Origin of the sequence: Blautia luti (assembly GCF_013304735.1) — a bacterium.
Lineage (GTDB): Bacteria > Bacillota > Clostridia > Lachnospirales > Lachnospiraceae > Blautia_A.
This window is the reverse complement of record NZ_JAAITI010000035.1, coordinates 1-18,186: the sequence shown is the minus strand read 5'-3', so window position 1 is coordinate 18,186 and position 18,186 is coordinate 1. Positions and strand designations below refer to the sequence as shown.

Genomic DNA, 18,186 nt, shown 5'->3' with positions numbered 1-18,186 from the left:
TTTACGATATTATACAGTATTTCTACAATTTAATTCAATGTATATATCTAATATTTGCTATATAATCAAGTAAAAAAAGGAAAGAGGTATTCTTATGATTTTTAAATGGATGAATGAAAGTGAGATCAGCATTGAAGGCGACTTTATCCTTAAAGTAAAAGTATCTCATGATTTTAAAGAGACCTATGATTCTGCTTCTGTAATGGTAATGGCAGATGACAGTCACTAGGCAAAATGTTGTTATGAGCATCTTTCTATCGAACATAAAACTGTTAAAAACATTCGGAGTGGAAAATAAAAAATGAATGCTATTAAAAAAACTGACTACCATAAGACAAAAATTGCCTGTTATATGGGCTTTATCACACAGGCTATTGCGGCAAACTTCGCACCGCTTCTTTTTTTGAAATTTCACAGTGACTACCATATTTCTCTCGGTAACATTGCTCTGATATCCACTTTCTTCTTTTTTACACAGCTTCTGGTTGACCTGTTCTGTGCCAAATTCGTAGATCATATCGGATATCGTGTGTGCATTATTGCATCAGAAATATTTTCTGCACTGGGTCTGCTTGGGCTGGCATTTTTACCTGATTTTTTACCTGATCCTTTTATTGGAATTATATGTAGTGTTATTATTTATGCCATCGGAAGCGGTTTAATAGAAGTACTTTGTAGCCCTATTATCGAGGCCTGTCCGTTTGAAAACAAAGAAGCAACTATGAGTCTGCTCCATTCGTTTTACTGTTGGGGAGCTGTTGGGACAATTTTGATTTCCAGCTTATTTTTTCTTATATTTGGAATAGACAACTGGAAATGGCTCGCCGTAATATGGGCAATCATTCCTGCAGTTAATACTTATAACTTCATGACCTGTCCTATTGAACCTCTGGTTGATAATGGTTCTGGAATGGAAATTAAGAATCTGTTTTCCAAACCATTTTTCTGGGTTGCAATATGTCTGATGATCTGTTCCGGAGCTTCTGAACTTGCAATGGCTCAATGGGCATCTGCTTATGCTGAATCTGCACTTGGATTATCAAAAACACTGGGGGATTTGGCAGGTCCATGTATGTTTGCAATAACAATGGGAATCAGCCGTATAATTTTTGGGAAATATGGAGAACAGTTAGATTTAATGAAGTTTATGAGTGGTTCAGGCATATTATGCGTTGTCTGTTATCTACTTACTGCTTTGTCATCCAACCCGATTATCGGACTTATCGGTTGTATTGCATGTGGATTTTCAGTTGGAATCATGTGGCCTGGAACAATCAGTATTTCCTCAAAAACTTTTCCAACAGGCGGAACAGCTATGTTCTCTCTTCTTGCCATGGCTGGAGATTTAGGCGGCAGTATTGGACCTGGAATCGTTGGTCGTATTACCCAGAATGCTGGAAATAATATCCGGATTGGCATGGGATGCGGACTTATTTTTCCGGTAATTCTATTATTTATGCTGTTTCTTCTATATCGAAAAAATCAGTGCAATCAGAAATAGTACTGTATAAAGTAAACATAAAACAGCCTGGATTTAAACCCTATTGAAAAAATGTGGTCAAAAATGAAATTCATTCTCAGAAAGAGAAAAATCTGTATTGCATCTGAACTACCTGAAGCTGTAAAAAAAACAGGTCTGGACACACTGAAATTATTTCAATGTATCTAGACCTGTCTTTTAGTTATTGGTTCGCACGAATCATTTTATATCGATTACCTAATGTATTTTTATAGTTCTTTTACATACACACCGTTTTCTTCACAAAATCCCAACCACATTTAATAAGAGTTTCATACCAGTTTCCTCTTTACCTTCCTTTTATTTCAATTCATCCAGAAGAGAACTTCCAATTGTTCCCTCCGGCATCTTAACTTCAAAATTATCTGCGATCGTTGCACCGATTACTGCAAAAGTATTCTGATCTTCCAGCTTTCCATATCCCTCCATAGATGGGGAATAAGCAAAAAATGGTACTTTTTCTCTTGTGTGATCAGTTCCTGTATGTGTCGGATCATTTCCGTGGTCAGCTGTAATGATCAGAAGGTCATCCTCACGAAGTTCATCAAGAAGTTCACCAAGTTTTACATCAAATCTTTCAAGTTCCTCTGCATATCCCTTTACATTGCGTCGATGTCCCCAAAGAGCATCGAAATCTACAAGATTTACAAAACAAAGCCCCTCAAACTCTCTTTTTGCAATGTCAATTGTCTGCTCCATTCCATGAACAGAGCTTTTTGACTTATTGGACTCTGTCAGTCCCTCACCGTCAAAAATATCAAAAATCTTTCCAACGGAGATCACATCATAACCTGCATCCTTCAATGCATTAAGCGCAGTTTTCCCGTAGGGCTTCAGTGCATAATCATGGCGGTTGCTGGTACGTTTGAACTCACCTTTTTTCTTGCCAAGGTAAGGTCTTGCAATAACACGTCCGACTTTCCACTCATCCCTCATAGTGATATCACGAGCGATCTCACAGCAGCGATACAGTTCATCCAGTCCGAATGTCTCCTCGTTTCCGCAGATCTGTAATACAGAATCAGCAGATGTGTAAACGATCATATGACCGGTAGCGATTTCTTCCTCAGCCAGTTCATCAAGGATCTCTGTTCCACTGGAGCTCTTGTTTCCAATTACTTTATGTCCCGTTCTCTTCTCAAGCTCATCGATCAGCTCTTTTGGAAATCCGGTCTCAGTAAAAGTCTTAAACGGTTTTGTGATGTGAAGTCCCATCATTTCCCAGTGTCCTGTCATAGTGTCTTTTCCGGTACTGACTTCTTCTAAAAATGTATAATAACCCATTGGTCGTTCCACTGCTGCAACCTGTTTCAACGGATGAAGATTTGCAATTCCAAGTTTCTGAAGGTTTGGAATCGTAAATTCATCTACATTCTGGGAAATATGTCCCATAGTATCTGTTCCTTCATCCCCATACTGAGCCGCATCCGGCATTTCTCCTGCCCCAAAAGAGTCTATTACAATAGTAAATATTCTCTTATATTTCTTCATGGTTTTTGTCTCCTTCCTACTCTTCCAGATATTTCCTCATTTTCACGAACTGTTCTTGAGATACGGTAATCTTTCCGCTTTCCAGGGTGATCAGATTCTCTTTTTCCAAGGCTGCAATACTTCTCTGAACACTTCTCACATTGAATCCACCTCTGTCGGACAGAGCTCCGTCTGTGTCTTGTTCAGCCGCAATATGCAAGTATTTATTTCTCTTTTACATGCGTAGGACTCTACAAGATACTTCATCAGACGTTCCTTACAGCTCATGAACATATATTTACGGTGATTTACGCTTTCAGATGTCAGGGTTGACATCACGTTTTTCGTCCGCAGAAGAAGTGCATTTTCATCATGCTGTATGAGCAGAAGGAAATTGCCCGTCTCAGACGTGAATTACGTGATACCCAAGATGCACTTGATGTGTTAAAAAAAGCAATCAACATTCTGGGAAAATGACGGAAGCCATTTATCTTGAAGTGTCTGAGAAGACGGAAGCTGCCAAAAAGGCTGGACGCCGGGTTTCCGTCTCCGGAATGTTGAAATTTTTAGGTGTCTCTCGCTCAGGATATCTTGCATGGCTCCACCACGTACCTTGCCTTTCAGTTGAATCATTTGTTTTATCCTGGTCAAAAATCTACCGGTACTCTTACTTCCACGCCTTCCAGATATCCGGCTGATATCCAAGAGTGGATTGTTTTCCATTACGAACCACCGGTGTCTTAATCACCTGCGGATTTTCCAGCACCTTCTTAAGTTTATCTTCCTCTGCAATGTACTTAATGAGCGCAAGCAGATCCTTATCCTTGCCCTCCCAGTTGATCATATTTTCCAGTCCACCATTTGCCTGAGCAACTGAATTAAATTCGCCCTTGCTCATGCCCTTCTCTTTCATATCAATAAACTGAAACTTGATCCCACGTTCTTTAAAGAAACGTTCTGCTTTCTTTGTATCATTGCACTTCTTTGTTCCAAAAATCTGTACGTTCAAATCAATTCTCCTTATCCATTGCCATATGTATCATTTTCTCGAAGGATTCTCTAAAATGCTCATCATCCTCCGATGTTCGTTTTCTTGGGCCTCTTAAGTGCTTCTTTCCGGATGCCCTTCGTGCTTTCTTATTCAGATGCCGCTCCATAAGCATCTGGTCAATATTTTCATTGGTATACCATTTCCCAGATTGATGAATCGCATACGCATTTTTTCCAAGTGCCATTGCCGCAACTCCATAATCCTGTGATACAACAATATCGCCCCTATGACAAATGCTGATCAGTTTATAATCCACGGCATCTGCTCCGGCTCCAACTACAATCACCTCACTGTAATCAGAAGATAACACATGATTGGTATCACACAATAACGTTACCGAAATACTGTGCTCTTTTGCAACTTTTTCAACAATACCGACTACCGGGCAGGCATCTGCATCAACAAAAATCTGCATATCTTCTCCTTTAATTACACATAAATGGCGTACGAACCTCGACGAGATTACCACTCGGATCATACAGCCTTACAAGCTTCTGCCCACCTGCAAGTTCTGTCAGTTCTGTGGCATATCGAACGAAATACTTACCAGATTCATATTTCGCAAGCAATCCATCTATATCAAAGTCCTCGAAATACAGTTCCATCATGTTATTGAATGGCGTAGAAGTTTCATTCAATGTTTTCCCCCATACGTCGGCATCCTGCAAAACAAGTCCCTCCGATAAGATCACATTACCTTCATTCTTAAGAATCACTTGCAGTCCAAATAAGTCCTTATAAAACTCTATAGATTTTTCTATATCATCTACCACGATCAGTACATTTTTCAGCATATCCGTCACCTCACAATCCGCTTTGAGTCAAGCGAATATTCGCAATCCGCATGCGGTTAAATAATCTTTCCAGACAAATGATCAATTTCATGCTGGCAAATCTGTGCTGTCCATCCTGACAATTTCTGGCGCTGTTTTTTCCAGTTGAAGTCATAATATTCTACTTCAATTTCCTGGTATCTGGTCGTCTTACGAACACCATCCAGAGACAGACAGCCTTCTTCTGTCTCATACATATCACGCTTTGAAACAATCACCGGATTGAACATCACAACATCTATGAATCCCATATTTACAATGATGATATTCTTCTTTACACCAATCATATTTGCAGCCATACCAACGCACCGTTCCCGGTTTGCCCGCAGTGTGTCCTGCAGATCTTTTCCAACCTGAATATCTGCTTTCGTGGCTGGTTCAGATGGCTGGCCTAAAAAGAAAATGTCTCTTACAATTTGCTTTACCATTTTTTCTCCCTGTAGCTTTCATTCTACTTTTTCCAATTTATTATTTACATCGAGACAAACTTTGTCTCCTTCATTGATATTACGCTCATAGAGCCTGGCGTCCTCCGCTTTTACTGTCACTTCTTTTCCTGAAGAATCCATAAGAGTCACTATTGCCATGACTGGTGCATCATCCGGTCGTTCTTCACAACCAAAATTCAGATCTTCATCGATTCGTTTTACTGTGTACATCATAACTCAATTCCTCTGGAGATAATATTAAGAATCAGTTTTCTACATACCTTCTCCGATAATATTCCATCGTACGATACTCAATAATATCTTTCTTCCATTTGCTTCTGTGTCAACCAGACTGTTTCCTGTTCAGGGTTTATTTGAACTTCAATATTAATATCACCATCCGTAAATAATATTATTTCATTTTTCATCTATAAGACCTCACATATTCTATCCTATTACACTCGCCCCAAATGGCATAAAAGAGAGTCTTGCCATCTTGAAAAACTGCTTTCCAAATGGAATTCCAACTATCGTAATGCACCAAATGCAACCAACTATTAGGTTTCCAAGTGCCATTTCCCATCCAAAAAATATAATCCATATAAGATTTACCAGAAACGAAAACATGCCATTTCCATACACGATTTCTTTTCCAAACGGCCAGAATGCCAGGGTTGCAAATTTAAAGCATTGCAGACCTACCGGAATTCCAATAATTGTAATACACCATATGCATCCTGCAAAAACCCAGGCCAAACCGCCCAGTAATCCTCCAAATATAAACCAAAGAATATTACCTATCGTTCTCATGACAACACATCCTCCTTATCAATGTTTAATATTCTTTTGCAATTTCCTCTATTATCTCATATATCTCTTTGAATTTTTCTAAGTCCTCTGGAGATCTGATCAGCATGATTTCTTCGATTTTTCCGGTCCGTATATCTTTAAATTCTGCTACTTCTTCTCCGGTGCAAATGCTTGCACGAATAACAGGTTTCATATGTTCTCGGTCATATGTTTTTTTCACGATTTTCTTTTTGAATAATCCCATGCTACCTCCCCATCTCCGAATATCTTCGACAACAAGATCAACTATCTAATTCCTGGAACATTTTTCTGCATCAATCGCAAGTACGAACATCAACGCATCCAATGCATTTCCTGGATCCTGCACATCAATAACATATGTATCAGTCATATCCAAATACTGAATTTATTTCCTTTGGAGCCTTTTTCATAAAATATCTTCCAAAACCAATCATCGTAAATGGAAGAAGCAAATCCATAATCAACATAAAAATCCAAAACCCCATTGTAAACCTCCTTTACTACAACTTCCGATTTTCTTAATTCTCCAAACTGGAATTTACATGTTTCTCATTGTATTGCTCGCCCTATTATAAATACAATTTATTTTCCTTCCTACCGGAACAAACCTTCTTCATTTTCAGTCCAGCGATAAAACTGACAAGCTTACTGTAATTTCGTGCTTTCTTCGGACAGACTGCTACACAGTGCATACAAGAAATGCACTTATCCTTATCGGTCATCTTTGGATTGTCCAACGGAATGGCACCTGCCGGGCATTCTTTTGCGCACAGACCGCAGGAAGTGCATTTTCCATTTGCAACAGGTTTGAGTGGAACACCACCATATTCTCGATATGGTCTGTTTCCCGGAAATGCAGGTGTCCTTTGTGCTTCGCTGTTTTGCATAATCTTTGCGGCAAATTCCAGCAATTCCTTTTCATCATGCTGATCCGGGCGTCCGGTTCCAAATTGGTGCATCAGGGAATGCTCTGCGACTGCCTCCATTCCTGCGATACATACAAATCCTGATGCCTCCAGAACATCCTGTAGTTCCAATAGAGTATCATCAATCATACGGTTTCCAAATACTGCCACAAGAATTGCTTTCGTACCATCTGCCTTTACTTTGCGGAACATATCCGTTACAACTGATGGAATGCGTCCACCGTAAGACGGTACAGCAACCAAACATAGGTCCTTTTTTTCAAATTTCACCTTCATGAGTTTATCTGGTTCTTTAATTAGGTCGATTTCTTCAGCATCCAGCTTCGTCCCTTTCGCAACAATATCTGCTACTTTCTCTGTACCCCCTGTCGGGCTGAAAAATATGTTATAAAATCTCATAATGATCCTCCTACGGATTCCGATTTGTCTATTGTCCTTTTATAACGGTTGACCAATTGTTTTCAATAGTCTTTATATGTTTGAAAGGAATTCTTCTATCAAACTATTTATCATCTCCGGTTTATCTGTATTAGAATTATGACCGGCCCCTTCAATCCACTTTAAAGGAATTTTCGTTTTTCGATGCCATTCTCTGTTATACCTTATGCATGAACCGGCATGATCCTTTGTACCACATATCAACAGGGAAGGACATTTGATTTCATATGGCAGATTCTTTTCCATTGCCTCTGCCAGAATACGAAATCCATGCCCGGCAATTTGGGCATAACGATGCTGATCACCATCATAGACCAGCATCATTTCCTTCATCAGATTTCTGCCATAATCAGAAGTTGCAACTCCCTCAGTTCCGGATTTCAAAAGCAACTTCCATGGGTAATGTGCATATACTGGTTCCATTCTTTTCAGAAGCCAGATCTCCACTGCTGTCACATAGTTCCTCTGCAGCGGTGCTGAATCAATGGAAATAAAACCTGCCAGCCGGTCAGGATACAATTGTGCATAAGCCTGTCCCACATATCCTCCCATTGATTGACCTATTATAATTGGTTTTATGATTTCTTCTTTTTCAAGAATCCCATTCAGCCATTTTGCCTTATCAAACAGATCAAAGTCAAAGCGGAACGGCCAGGAAGAGGCATGAGCCGGTGCATCCCATACAATAATATTATATTTTCCATCGAAGTACTCAACCTGTTTATCAAATAATCTATGATCAGCAGTCAGCCCTGGTAAAAATACAAGCGTCGTTGTATCCAAACTCAGATTATTTGACCAATAGTGAATTGTTCCGCAAGGAGTTTGATATGTACTTTCCTTCAACAAATCCACCTCCGCAATTTTCATTTTTCTCAGTTACACAAACTGAAAAACTTTAACTATTTTCATATTGGTTTTTTATATCAAATACAGTCTGCTACATCTCATCCGGCTTTTGACCATCGTGGGCTTTCCATTGACACTCCGTCAATTTCATATCTGTAAATACCGCTTTAAACGATGAATCTTCCGGACTGCATGCATAAATTCCAAATTTGATTTTTCCTGCACCAGCCCACATATGACAAATCCTCATTTGCTTAAACCGTATTCCATCCTCAGAATATTCAATGCAATAATCATCTTCACGTCTACTGAGACGATACCACATAGATTTAATCTCTGCATCAATTTCCGTAGTTGCCCAATCTGAATATCCATTGTTTGTCACAACACTTCCCAGGTGCTGAAAATAGTCATTCTCATATTCTATAGAACCTTTCAACCAATTCTCACTGTCAAGATACATAACCACACCGCACTGATCAAAGCGATGATGGCTTTCCTTAAAATCAGTTTTCACTATAAATGAAAAAAATTTTTCCTCTGTTTCTATCTGCAGAACCGGAGCATTATCATTGCGGAAATGATAGTAAGTTCTTTGCCACAAATCAGTTCCAGGCTGTGTAATAATCTCAATTTTGTCATCTGTCAGCGTGTAATCATCAGGTTCTCTCGTCCACTTAAAATCTTTTATATTCATCTCATTATCCCTCCAAATCCCAATTCACAACATCATTTCTAATACAGATTTTACCGTACTTTTTAATCTCAGTCCATCCTTTATACCCAGACGATAGAAAAACTCTTCTGTCTCTGCTCCGCTGGCAAATATTTCATCACAATACTTCGTAAGCACTTCCTCTTGTTCCGAAGACAGTGTTTCCAAAAGCTTCTGGTATTCCTTCTCTATATTTTCATTAAATGGCTGTGTATCTTGATTTGATTTCCATTCAGAATATGCTTTGCTCCTACGATTGGAGAACATCTTATCAACAGACTCCTCTACGTCTTTTGACATCTTTGAGGGAGACTCTTGCTTTTGAACTTTTTCGTTCTTCGCTTTTTCAAGTGTTGACTCGTCAATATAGTGAATAATTTCTCTCAGATTTGCCTTCATAAATTGCAGGTATCCTCTCATCAGCACTGCCAGTTTCTCACTTCTGACTCCAATGCCAGGACAAATGCTCCTGCAGCCAATACGCCTACTAACATGAATTCAGCGATTCCCAGGATAATATAATTCATGTACTGCGTGCGGTACCAAATGATGGTGCACACAAAGTCAGCCTCATTGATGCGCCTTCCATCGGACTTTGCTTCCGCAGTTTCCTTCACTATCCCTTCTCTGGAATCTGTTTCTACAAGTCCCTTTCGGGTCATCTTTTTGACCGCATGTCTTTTCGCCTTAAATTCCTCCAATCGCTTTCACCTCCTTTCTCCCCAAATGGATAAAAAAATAAGGCCATCTATCGTGGATAACGGTAGACGACCTCAAGTTATATACTTCTTTATGATGTTATTACTTTGTATTTGTGTTTTAATGCTTTTGACAGTGCAACATTTGTAAATGGAACAATCTGATCATTTTGCAAGCGGCCAAGGACAATACCCGGATCTCTGTCAATTCTTTCAGCAAATCTGCGGATAGCATTTTCGCTAAACTCATTCATTCTAACGAAAGCCTCATATTCTCGCGGAGGGATCAATTTGTCTTCCGCATATTTATCTGCTGCATCCTCCTGTCCAGCGTGCTCATTTTCAAACGTAATTCCATAATCACCATTAATAATATGGCCAATCTCATGGAACAGAGTAAACCAAAATGTATCTGAATAGAAACGTCTGTCATTCACCATCAGCATTACATTCTGCCCAATCTTCTTGGTTGCACCATTTATTCCTGAACCCGGAAGATTTGGAAGTATTACGAATATTACTCCCGCATCTTCAAAGGCCTTCCTAATCAGTGGATAAAAATCACCATGCTGTGTTGTTAATGTCAATGCATAATCAACAGCTTTTTCAAACTTCTTTTTGTCAAACTTAGGTGCTTCTATCTTCAGTGCCTGATTAATTGCGATCTGAACCATTGCATTTGCTCTGGCAGTATTAGTCTCTTTCATATCCTCAGATGCACTTCGGAAACTAACTGTCATATTTTGCTTTGTAAAAACAGATAATGATGCAACATTTAAAAATTCACGTAGACACTTAATCTGCTCATTTGTTTTTCTCGGAAGATCAGGCAATCCAAAATTCTCTCTGAAATATGTGTACTGAAAGTATTTGAAAATTCTTCTTTCCTGCTCTAATTCCTTGGATGATTCAAACTCAGCAATCAAAGCGTCATAGCTCTTCTGAAGATTCAGCCAGTAGTCAACACTAGTCCCTAACATTCGAGATAATTTCATGGCTATATCGATTGATAAGCTTTGCTCCCCACGTACCAGAATACTTAAATTCTTTGGCGTGGTATCTAATCGTTTTGCAAAATCTTTCTGAGAAAGTCCACTTTCTTCAATGATTTCTCTGATATAGTATCCAGGATGAAAAGCAATCTTATTATTATATTCAATATAATTACTCATAATGGTTACTTACCTCCTTTACTTCAACAATTCTAACCACACCAGCAATTTCATCAATATTACAAGGATCATAAGGTTCTTCATTCTCATCTAATGGCTGAATAATAATACGCCATGGATCTCTTCTCGTTTTTACATCTATAGCAAAAAATCCATCCATATTGCCACTCAACTTATGAAAATGAAACGTCGGCATTATTACTATATCCTTAATTACACTCGCCTGCTGCATAGCATTTATTCGGGCAAATAGGCTGGTTGCTAATGCAGCATTCCCGCCAAACAATTTTTTTTGCAGTCTTTAAATCGGTACATTGTTTCTGAACTTTGCTGTTATTGTATAGTAGCTGCACGTTTGCCCTCCTTTTCAAATTACCCGTTGGGTAATCTAAATATACCATCAGGAGAGGCTCTAGTCAATAATTCACACACTCTTTTCACAATTATTCTTCCATTTCCTTCTGCTTTCTGGCTTCAACCTCTGGTGCTAGAATATAAATAGTACAAACCAAAATGAGAAATTCCAAATACACATAAGCATGATACAATAGAGGCATGCTGAAGGAGGATCTCATATGGCAAAGCAACATGACAAACAATTTAAACTTGATGCAGTCCAGTACTATCAGGATCACAAAGATCTCGGAGTACGTGGATGTACAGAAAATCTTGGCATCGGATACAGCACATTAACAAAATGGATGAAAAACTTCCGGGAATCAGGTGATATTCCTGTTCGTAGTTCTGGTAATTATGCATCTGATGAGCAGAAGGAATTGCCCGTCTCAGACGTGAATTACGTGATGCCCAAGATACACTTGATGTGTTAAAAAAAGCAATCAACATTCTGGGAAAATGACGGAAGCCATTTATCTTGAAGTGTCTGAGAAGACGGAAGCTGCCAAAAAGGCTGGACGCCGGGTTTCCGTCTCCGGAATGTTGAAATTTTTAGGTGTCTCTCGCTCAGGATATCTTGCATGGCTCCACCACGTACCTTCTGATACAGAAAAACATCGTAAAGCTGTAAAAGCAAAAATACAGGATATTTATGATGATTCCAAGGCTCCTTCTTAAAATATATAGATTTCACAAATCCCTATCGATATACATTCTTCTGTCATAGATGTATAAAGATTTTGCACAGTTCGTTTTTTTCATAAAACTTATTCTGTTTTTCAACTTCTGTGATATAATGCTTTATTATAATAATTCCCATGGACAAAATGAGGTGAACCAAGTGAAAAAGAAAACACTTGTGCCTCTTATCACTTTTTTACTGGGCATATGCCTTATTAGTTTGATTGTATACAAAACAGACACCCACGAAAAAGAGCAGAGACACATAACAGCACAATTAAACGTAGCCACCTATGGCGAACAAATAAAGAATGAAATTACAAATGGAATTGAGATCACAGATACCTTGAAACAAATCTTAATAAGTGAAGATGGCGAAATCCGTCAGTTTGAAACAATTGCAGGAAATCTTATGTCTGATTCTATTGAAAGTGTACAGCTCGCTCCTAATGGTGTTGTTACAGATATTTATCCGGCTAATGAAAATGAGGCAGGTAAGATTGATTTGATCCATGATAAAGACCGCGGAAAAATTTCCTGTTACGCAAGAGACAACCATACAATCATTACGCAGGGCCCCTTCAAATTAAAACAGGGAGGATATGGAATTGCAGTCCGCAATCCCATATACCTGAAAGATAAAAACGGACATGAGTATTTCTGGGGATTTACTATTGTTATCCTGCGTGTTCCGGATATTTTTTCAGATTCAATCAGTGCACTTTCAAATTTTGGATACGAATACAAAATTTCAAAAACAGACGCTCCATGGAGTGACACTTATAAAGTGGTTTATCAATCAGATGGGCAAATAAATCGTCCTGTTTCTTATACATTTACAATAGGAGACGAAAACTGGAAATTTGAAGTAACTCCTAAAAGTGGATGGAGAAATGCCACATTACTGATAATCATCATCGGAATTTTTCTTACAATAAGCCTTCTCCTGTCAGTTCTTACCAGAGTATGGTTAGTAGCAAAAGAACATAAGAAAAAGTTTCAGATACTGGCGCGCACAGATTCTCTTACAAATATTTATAACCGCTATGGATTTGATGAATTTGCAGAAAAAATGATTCAAAAAAATCCAAAAACACATTTTGTGGCTGCGCTCCTTGATATCGATGATTTCAAGTTTATTAATGATATATATGGACATAATTACGGAGACAGGGCACTAAAGAATCTTGCAGACAGCATGAAGACTTTTTTCCCATCCGATGCATTACTCGGAAGAAATGGTGGTGACGAATTCTGCATTCTTTTACCAAATTGTACCTTTGCAGAAGCAGATATACAGCTGCAGAAATTCACCAAACTTCCTAAATCATTCTCATACCATGGTAAGGAACATGCATTTTATATTTCTCTAGGATATGCAGAATATCCAACATTTGCATCCAATCGTTCACAACTCATGCGCTGCGCAGATACCGCTCTTTATGAAATAAAGCTTCATGGAAAAAATGGATGTATGGTCTACAGAGAAGGACTTCGGTCAGGTGCCCGCAAACAACTTGGATTCGCATTCAAGGATATCTCTGAACATCTTCCAGGTGCATTCATCATATACAAAGCTGACAAAGAAGATGATGAACTAATTTTTGCAAATGATGAATTTCTTCATATGTCCGGATATAAAGATATAGATGAACTGTTCAGACTTACTGAGAAAAGTTTTCGCAACTTGATTCGTGAAGATGAACAGCAACAGATAGAATCAAGTATCTGGGAACAGATTGACAACGGCAATGAAAATGACTATATTCACTTTCATCTTCGAAAAGCTGACGGAACTTATTTTTCTGTTCTTGATCATGGAAGAATTGTAGAGAGCCCGCAATACGGGAAAGTATTTTATGTATTGTTCATGGATTGGGAAGATATGCATATTCGTTACAATGATAAATTCGCAAGATAAAAAAAACACGAATATTTGGTGGCTGCACCCCCAAGCCCCTGTAGAATAAATAACGCCAGTACTGGATATCAAAAATCCCGCACCGGCGTTATTTATTAAAATATTTTGTTTTTTAATCTTCAACACTCTCTACTGAAACTTCTTTTTTCTTCCTACTTTTACCAGAAATCATCTTGTGTCCTGTATAAATAGCCATAATCATGCAAAGCAAAGAACTTGCTGCAAAGTACTTATGGCCTTCTTTTGATCCCTTATAACCTGTATAAAAAGTTCCAAGCATTGTAATCAGTGCACCGATAGACCAATATTTATGTGATTTCATTCAGATACCTCCTGCCGTTTTTCTTAATCATATACCTTTTAAAAGATATATACAAACTTGAATTGTTCAAGCTTTTCAAATACTAACGTCCTTAATTCTGTTCAATAATTGATTTATAGTAGTTACCAAAGTCAGCAAGTGAATTAACAATTGGAAGCATTTTTGTTCCGAGTTCCGTTAAGCCGTATTCAACTCTCGGTGGCTGCTCATGGTAATCGTGGCGATATGCCAGCCCATCACTCATCATTTGTCTTAAACTATCTGTCAAAACCTTTTGTGAAATACCATCTATACTTCGTTGTAGCTCATTGAATCTCCATGGACGCTCTTTCAAGTTACGCAAAATCAGCAGTTTCCATTTTCCTCCGATAAGAGATACTGCTGTTGCAACTGGGCATTCCGGTAATTCTTCTTTTGCTCGCATAATTCTCACCTCCGAGTCTATTGTAACACATTCATTTTTGAGTGTACAGTTACAAAAAGGTGCGTACTTGTTTTTGTATGTGTCTCACACTATACTAATACCAAGCAACCAGAAACTACAAATTAACTATGGAGGTTATTATGGCAAATTACACAAAAACAACTATTGGAAAGGAAAACCGAATTGAACTGCATGAAAAGTTGTCTTTAACAGGTGCAGAAATCAGTTTAAACGAACTACCTGCAGGAGCAAATGTCCCATTTGTTCATTCTCATAAAGAAAATGAAGAAATCTATGGAATTCTTTCAGGTAACGGCAAAGCCATAATTGATGGAGAAGAAATCAGCCTTTCAACTGGAGACTGGCTAAAAATCGCACCTGCTGCAAAGCGTCAGTTTTTTGCATCCGATATTTCTGGAATTACTTATATCTGCATTCAGGTAAAAGAAAATTCTCTGGAACATTTTACAGCAGAGGATGCCGTAATCGGCTAATTAAAAGTATTTATTTACAAAAATGCACAGTTCACGATAAGCTAAGAACTGTGCATTTCTTTTTGTTCAATATTACGTTTTCTCAATTTTTCAAACAAGAAGTTATCAGTGATTATCTTTTAGAAAACAGCCAACTACAGCGACGCCAAATCCAAGAACACCTAGGACATATCCCCAAAAATTATTTGTTGTCACAGCAATTCCTAAAAGTATTATTGCAATCCCCAATAACTCAATCTTAATTTCTTTCATCGCAAATATCTTCGTTACAAACTGGAAGTTAGCGATTTCTTTTTCCGGTATTCTCTGTCCCACGGATTTCCTCATGATAGAAATAATCTACGATCACCGGATGTCCCTGCGGGACTCTGCCATAAGGCATTTCATTATCCACAAAGGCACAATCATACTTCTTAGCCATTTTCTCAGCTTTTACTTCAAGTGCTTCAAAGTAGCTGCGGTTATGCTTGTTATAGATCTCGTCGTAAAGTGGTACAAGGTCAGGATATTTTCCGGCGATATAATCCATAACCGTCTTCTTAAAGCCGCCCCGAAGATTGAGGTTTTCGAGCCAGAACAGATCACACTGATCCTTTACCCGCTCAAAGATGGCTTCAAAATCCGTGATGCCGGGGAATACCGGAGATACGAAACAGACTGTACGGATACCTGCATCATATACTTGCTTCATAGCAGCGATGCGCCGCTCAATGCTCGAAGCAGAGTCCATATCGTTCTTAAAATTTTCATCCAGTGTGTTGATCGACCATGAAACGGTCACTCGTCCAAGGTTTTTCAGCAGATCAATATCCCGTACCACAAGATCAGACTTTGTGCAGATCAAAATATCTGCGTCACTGCCGATCAGCTGCTCCAGAAGTTTTCTGGTATTCCCGAATTGCTCCTCCTGTGGATTGTAGCCATCCGTCACAGAACCGATGACCACACGCTGTCCGGCATATTTCTTCGGATTTTTAATTTCCGGCCAATGCTTCACATCAAGGAAAGTGCCCCATTCCTCCGTGTGTCCGGTAAAGCGCTTCATAAAAGAAGCATAGCAATACTTGCAGGCATGTGTACAGCCCACATAGGGATTGACCGAGTAACCGCCTACCGGCAGACTGGACTTAGTCATGATGTTCTTTGTTTCCACCTCACGAATGAGGATTCCATTTATTACTTCTTCCATGATCTCTGCACCTCCAACACTTTATTAAATTCTTCCGGCATTTCCTGAATCATATTTTCATCCCCTACGATAGGGACAAGGTCTTCCTTCATAAACACCGGAATGCCGAGCTTATGTGCCTGGTCCGCCAGAGACCATGCCCATTCCGGCTCCGTATGAATCTTCCTGCTCTGAGCTCCGGTCATGGTGCCGACAACGATCCAATTGATTCCAGAAAGGTCAACTGTGCCGGGATCATCGAATAACGGCTCAAAGGTAACATGGTAATGTTTTGCTCTGACGTTTTTCCGAAGGGCGTCGATACGCCACCGTTCTGCTTTCCTCGTCACCGTAACGCCAAACCATGCGTTTTCCAGATCGGTATCAAAATCCAGCAGATCGGGGCGCTTGGTAAGAAACAGGAACTGATGCTGTGGATTTTCACGGATCTTTGCAAATACCTCGTCTCTCCATTCCGGCTTCCATCCGGAGAGATCGCTCATCCCGGTAAGAAGAAAGTTCTGCGGACGTTTCTTTTCCATCATCTTGAGCTTACCCGGAAAGAATTCAGGGTCAGCGAAGTCATCAATCATATGCCAGCGTTTCACGTTGTTGCGGGCATAGCAATATGTACACCCCACTGTGCAGCCGATGACGATATTCATGTTCTGAATCTGATCTTTGATACAAATACTCATGACTTCTGCCACTCCTCAAGATTCTTTCTGATGCGGTCGAGGCATTCCTCAAACCGGGTAATTTCTTCCTCTGAAAAACCTTTGTAGTAAATACTGCCCATCTCATCAGATACAGAATCGTACTCGCCCTTTAAGGCATGTGCTTTCTCAGTCAGAAACAGGAGTGTTTTCCTTTTGTCCGTTTCAGACTGAACACGGCTTATCAGCCCTTGATTTTCCATTCTTTCCAGCATCGTAGTAAGAGATGTTATCGCTAATCCGCATTTAGTCGAGAGTGACCTGATTGGGATACCATCCTCCTGCCACAGCACATAAAGAATACGTCCCTGGGCTCCATTAAACGCATCAATATTCTTTTCACTGAGAATCTTCTCGAAAATCCGGTCTCCAAGCTGTTTTATTTTGGTGACAAGAAATCCTCCATTCATTTCCATATAAAAGCTCCTATATAGTAGTTTATTAAAAACATACTATATAGGAGCTTTATTGTCAAGAGTTTATATGTCTTAATAGGTAAATTCCGTTTTTTCAATTCTCCAAACTGGAATTTGACTTGCCTATTTTCTTAAAATCTCATGTGGAGCTTCTATTTCATTTGCCAAGGTATGCTCTGTTAACTCTGACATCAATTTCAATTTTTTATTAATCAATGGTCGCATACAATTAGGAACATGTTCCTGATGCGCTCTGTGGATTGCTACACATTCCTTACAGTTTCCGTGATAACGACAGGCTTTCAGGCAAGGACAGTGATCTTTGTATTTATACTCCTTACGAAATTCCGCTGCAAATTCTTCTTGCAGTCTCAGCCCCTCGACACGATTTCCCTTATGAAATTCTACCATTGCATCCATTATTCCGCCATCAGTCTTTCGAACCAGGTATCCATGACAATGATAAACTGGCCTGCTCCTGGCAATTCTTGCAGCATTTCGTCAAGAGTTTTCTGTTTCACATATTTCTGCACATACACCCAACAGGCAATGCTACTGGCTTCTGATACAATGTCAGCTATGGTTTTGCGCATAAGCTCTTCAAATTCAGTAATTTCTTCTTTTGGGACAACATCATACAGTGTTGGTGCCTGATGACTTAATTTTACGCCATTTTCATTTGCATCTTTAAGCAGATTCTTAACTTTTTCTCTTGAAT

Annotated in this window: 30 protein-coding genes; 5 read left to right on the top strand and 25 right to left on the bottom strand. The window is 39.1% G+C overall.

Features of this window, described 5'->3' with window-relative positions; genetic code table 11:
- Positions 1-94: 94 nt before the first annotated feature.
- Positions 95-229 (top strand): DUF1349 domain-containing protein, encoded by a 135-nt coding sequence (locus G5B06_RS19075; RefSeq protein ID WP_147604293.1) that lies wholly within the window; start codon positions 95-97, stop codon positions 227-229.
- 72 nt (positions 230-301) lie between these two features.
- Positions 302-1,501, top strand: a complete 1,200-nt coding sequence (locus G5B06_RS14940; protein WP_173762504.1) for an MFS transporter — start codon at positions 302-304, stop codon at positions 1,499-1,501.
- Positions 1,502-1,819: 318 nt separating this feature from the next.
- Here the strand turns inward: G5B06_RS14940 and G5B06_RS14935 are convergent, their stop codons facing one another.
- From G5B06_RS14935 to G5B06_RS14860, 17 genes are all read right to left on the bottom strand, one after another.
- Positions 1,820-3,010 carry a phosphopentomutase gene (locus tag G5B06_RS14935; protein ID WP_173762505.1) on the bottom strand — a complete coding sequence of 397 codons (1,191 nt, stop codon included), beginning with the start codon at positions 3,008-3,010 and terminating at the stop codon, positions 1,820-1,822.
- Between the two features lie 16 nt (positions 3,011-3,026).
- The gene (locus G5B06_RS19275; protein ID WP_256442545.1) at positions 3,027-3,149 is read right to left on the bottom strand and encodes a hypothetical protein; all 123 of its coding nucleotides are present in this window, start codon (positions 3,147-3,149) and stop codon (positions 3,027-3,029) included.
- A 507-nt stretch (positions 3,150-3,656) separates the two neighbouring features.
- Entirely contained in the window at positions 3,657-3,998 is a 342-nt protein-coding gene (locus G5B06_RS14930) for an arsenate reductase family protein (RefSeq protein WP_021650098.1), read from the bottom strand.
- A 1-nt stretch (position 3,999) separates the two neighbouring features.
- Positions 4,000-4,455 (bottom strand): YaiI/YqxD family protein, encoded by a 456-nt coding sequence (locus G5B06_RS14925; RefSeq protein WP_173762506.1) that lies wholly within the window; start codon positions 4,453-4,455, stop codon positions 4,000-4,002.
- Positions 4,456-4,465: 10 nt separating this feature from the next.
- Complete coding sequence (locus tag G5B06_RS14920; RefSeq protein ID WP_173762507.1) at positions 4,466-4,834, bottom strand: VOC family protein; 369 nt, start codon at positions 4,832-4,834, stop codon at positions 4,466-4,468.
- A gap of 56 nt (positions 4,835-4,890) precedes the next feature.
- Positions 4,891-5,301: a peptide deformylase gene (locus G5B06_RS14915; RefSeq protein WP_173762508.1), complete on the bottom strand. Its 411-nt coding sequence runs from the start codon at positions 5,299-5,301 to the stop codon at positions 4,891-4,893.
- An 18-nt stretch (positions 5,302-5,319) separates the two neighbouring features.
- Positions 5,320-5,535, bottom strand: a complete 216-nt coding sequence (locus tag G5B06_RS14910) for a hypothetical protein (RefSeq protein ID WP_173762509.1) — start codon at positions 5,533-5,535, stop codon at positions 5,320-5,322.
- Between the two features lie 213 nt (positions 5,536-5,748).
- Positions 5,749-6,111: a YccF domain-containing protein gene (locus tag G5B06_RS14900; RefSeq protein WP_015526476.1), complete on the bottom strand. Its 363-nt coding sequence runs from the start codon at positions 6,109-6,111 to the stop codon at positions 5,749-5,751.
- Positions 6,112-6,136: 25 nt separating this feature from the next.
- Positions 6,137-6,355, bottom strand: a complete 219-nt coding sequence (locus G5B06_RS14895; protein ID WP_173762510.1) for an aspartate dehydrogenase — start codon at positions 6,353-6,355, stop codon at positions 6,137-6,139.
- A gap of 139 nt (positions 6,356-6,494) precedes the next feature.
- Complete coding sequence (locus tag G5B06_RS19270; RefSeq protein WP_274602767.1) at positions 6,495-6,617, bottom strand: hypothetical protein; 123 nt, start codon at positions 6,615-6,617, stop codon at positions 6,495-6,497.
- An 84-nt stretch (positions 6,618-6,701) separates the two neighbouring features.
- Complete coding sequence (locus tag G5B06_RS14890) at positions 6,702-7,457, bottom strand: 4Fe-4S binding protein (protein WP_059086554.1); 756 nt, start codon at positions 7,455-7,457, stop codon at positions 6,702-6,704.
- A 72-nt stretch (positions 7,458-7,529) separates the two neighbouring features.
- Positions 7,530-8,342 (bottom strand): alpha/beta fold hydrolase, encoded by an 813-nt coding sequence (locus tag G5B06_RS14885; protein WP_148445654.1) that lies wholly within the window; start codon positions 8,340-8,342, stop codon positions 7,530-7,532.
- Between the two features lie 94 nt (positions 8,343-8,436).
- On the bottom strand, positions 8,437-9,042 hold the full coding sequence (locus tag G5B06_RS14880; protein WP_173739559.1) for a DUF1349 domain-containing protein: 606 nt from the start codon (positions 9,040-9,042) through the stop codon (positions 8,437-8,439).
- A gap of 24 nt (positions 9,043-9,066) precedes the next feature.
- Positions 9,067-9,459, bottom strand: coding sequence for a hypothetical protein (locus G5B06_RS14875; RefSeq protein ID WP_243279014.1), 393 nt, complete (start codon positions 9,457-9,459; stop codon positions 9,067-9,069).
- Positions 9,460-9,479: 20 nt separating this feature from the next.
- Complete coding sequence (locus G5B06_RS14870) at positions 9,480-9,761, bottom strand: hypothetical protein (protein ID WP_148445658.1); 282 nt, start codon at positions 9,759-9,761, stop codon at positions 9,480-9,482.
- Positions 9,762-9,850: 89 nt separating this feature from the next.
- Complete coding sequence (locus G5B06_RS14865; protein WP_173762511.1) at positions 9,851-10,930, bottom strand: HigA family addiction module antitoxin; 1,080 nt, start codon at positions 10,928-10,930, stop codon at positions 9,851-9,853.
- Positions 10,923-11,216, bottom strand: a complete 294-nt coding sequence (locus tag G5B06_RS14860) for a type II toxin-antitoxin system RelE/ParE family toxin (RefSeq protein WP_148445662.1) — start codon at positions 11,214-11,216, stop codon at positions 10,923-10,925. The genes G5B06_RS14865 and G5B06_RS14860 overlap by 8 nt, the downstream gene beginning before the upstream one ends.
- A gap of 289 nt (positions 11,217-11,505) precedes the next feature.
- Between G5B06_RS14860 and G5B06_RS14855 the strand changes: the two genes are divergently transcribed.
- Entirely contained in the window at positions 11,506-11,760 is a 255-nt protein-coding gene (locus G5B06_RS14855; RefSeq protein ID WP_243279015.1) for a helix-turn-helix domain-containing protein, read from the top strand.
- Between the two features lie 407 nt (positions 11,761-12,167).
- Entirely contained in the window at positions 12,168-13,928 is a 1,761-nt protein-coding gene (locus tag G5B06_RS14850) for a diguanylate cyclase domain-containing protein (RefSeq protein WP_294414261.1), read from the top strand.
- Between the two features lie 112 nt (positions 13,929-14,040).
- Here G5B06_RS14850 and G5B06_RS14845 read toward each other — a convergent pair whose 3' ends face one another.
- Both G5B06_RS14845 and G5B06_RS14840 read right to left on the bottom strand, forming a co-directional pair.
- Positions 14,041-14,250: a DUF6219 family protein gene (locus tag G5B06_RS14845; RefSeq protein ID WP_008392833.1), complete on the bottom strand. Its 210-nt coding sequence runs from the start codon at positions 14,248-14,250 to the stop codon at positions 14,041-14,043.
- Positions 14,251-14,341: 91 nt separating this feature from the next.
- Positions 14,342-14,674, bottom strand: coding sequence for a winged helix-turn-helix transcriptional regulator (locus G5B06_RS14840; protein ID WP_008373705.1), 333 nt, complete (start codon positions 14,672-14,674; stop codon positions 14,342-14,344).
- 140 nt (positions 14,675-14,814) lie between these two features.
- Between G5B06_RS14840 and G5B06_RS14835 the strand changes: the two genes are divergently transcribed.
- Positions 14,815-15,168: a cupin domain-containing protein gene (locus G5B06_RS14835; protein ID WP_004614173.1), complete on the top strand. Its 354-nt coding sequence runs from the start codon at positions 14,815-14,817 to the stop codon at positions 15,166-15,168.
- A gap of 105 nt (positions 15,169-15,273) precedes the next feature.
- Here the strand turns inward: G5B06_RS14835 and G5B06_RS14830 are convergent, their stop codons facing one another.
- The 6 genes from G5B06_RS14830 to G5B06_RS14805 form a co-directional block, all read right to left on the bottom strand.
- Positions 15,274-15,483: a hypothetical protein gene (locus G5B06_RS14830; protein ID WP_173762460.1), complete on the bottom strand. Its 210-nt coding sequence runs from the start codon at positions 15,481-15,483 to the stop codon at positions 15,274-15,276.
- Positions 15,449-16,357 carry a radical SAM mobile pair protein B gene (locus G5B06_RS14825; RefSeq protein WP_119235476.1) on the bottom strand — a complete coding sequence of 303 codons (909 nt, stop codon included), beginning with the start codon at positions 16,355-16,357 and terminating at the stop codon, positions 15,449-15,451. Before G5B06_RS14825 ends, G5B06_RS14830 begins: the two co-directional genes overlap by 35 nt.
- Positions 16,345-17,034 carry a radical SAM mobile pair protein A gene (locus G5B06_RS14820; protein WP_119235475.1) on the bottom strand — a complete coding sequence of 230 codons (690 nt, stop codon included), beginning with the start codon at positions 17,032-17,034 and terminating at the stop codon, positions 16,345-16,347. Before G5B06_RS14820 ends, G5B06_RS14825 begins: the two co-directional genes overlap by 13 nt.
- Positions 17,031-17,468 (bottom strand): radical SAM mobile pair system MarR family transcriptional regulator, encoded by a 438-nt coding sequence (locus G5B06_RS14815; protein WP_173762512.1) that lies wholly within the window; start codon positions 17,466-17,468, stop codon positions 17,031-17,033. Before G5B06_RS14815 ends, G5B06_RS14820 begins: the two co-directional genes overlap by 4 nt.
- Positions 17,469-17,591: 123 nt before the next feature.
- Positions 17,592-17,888, bottom strand: coding sequence for an LPS biosynthesis protein (locus G5B06_RS14810; RefSeq protein ID WP_173762513.1), 297 nt, complete (start codon positions 17,886-17,888; stop codon positions 17,592-17,594).
- Positions 17,888-18,186: hypothetical protein (locus G5B06_RS14805; RefSeq protein ID WP_139148866.1), on the bottom strand; the 299-nt coding region annotated here is incomplete at its 5' end. The genes G5B06_RS14805 and G5B06_RS14810, both read right to left, overlap by 1 nt.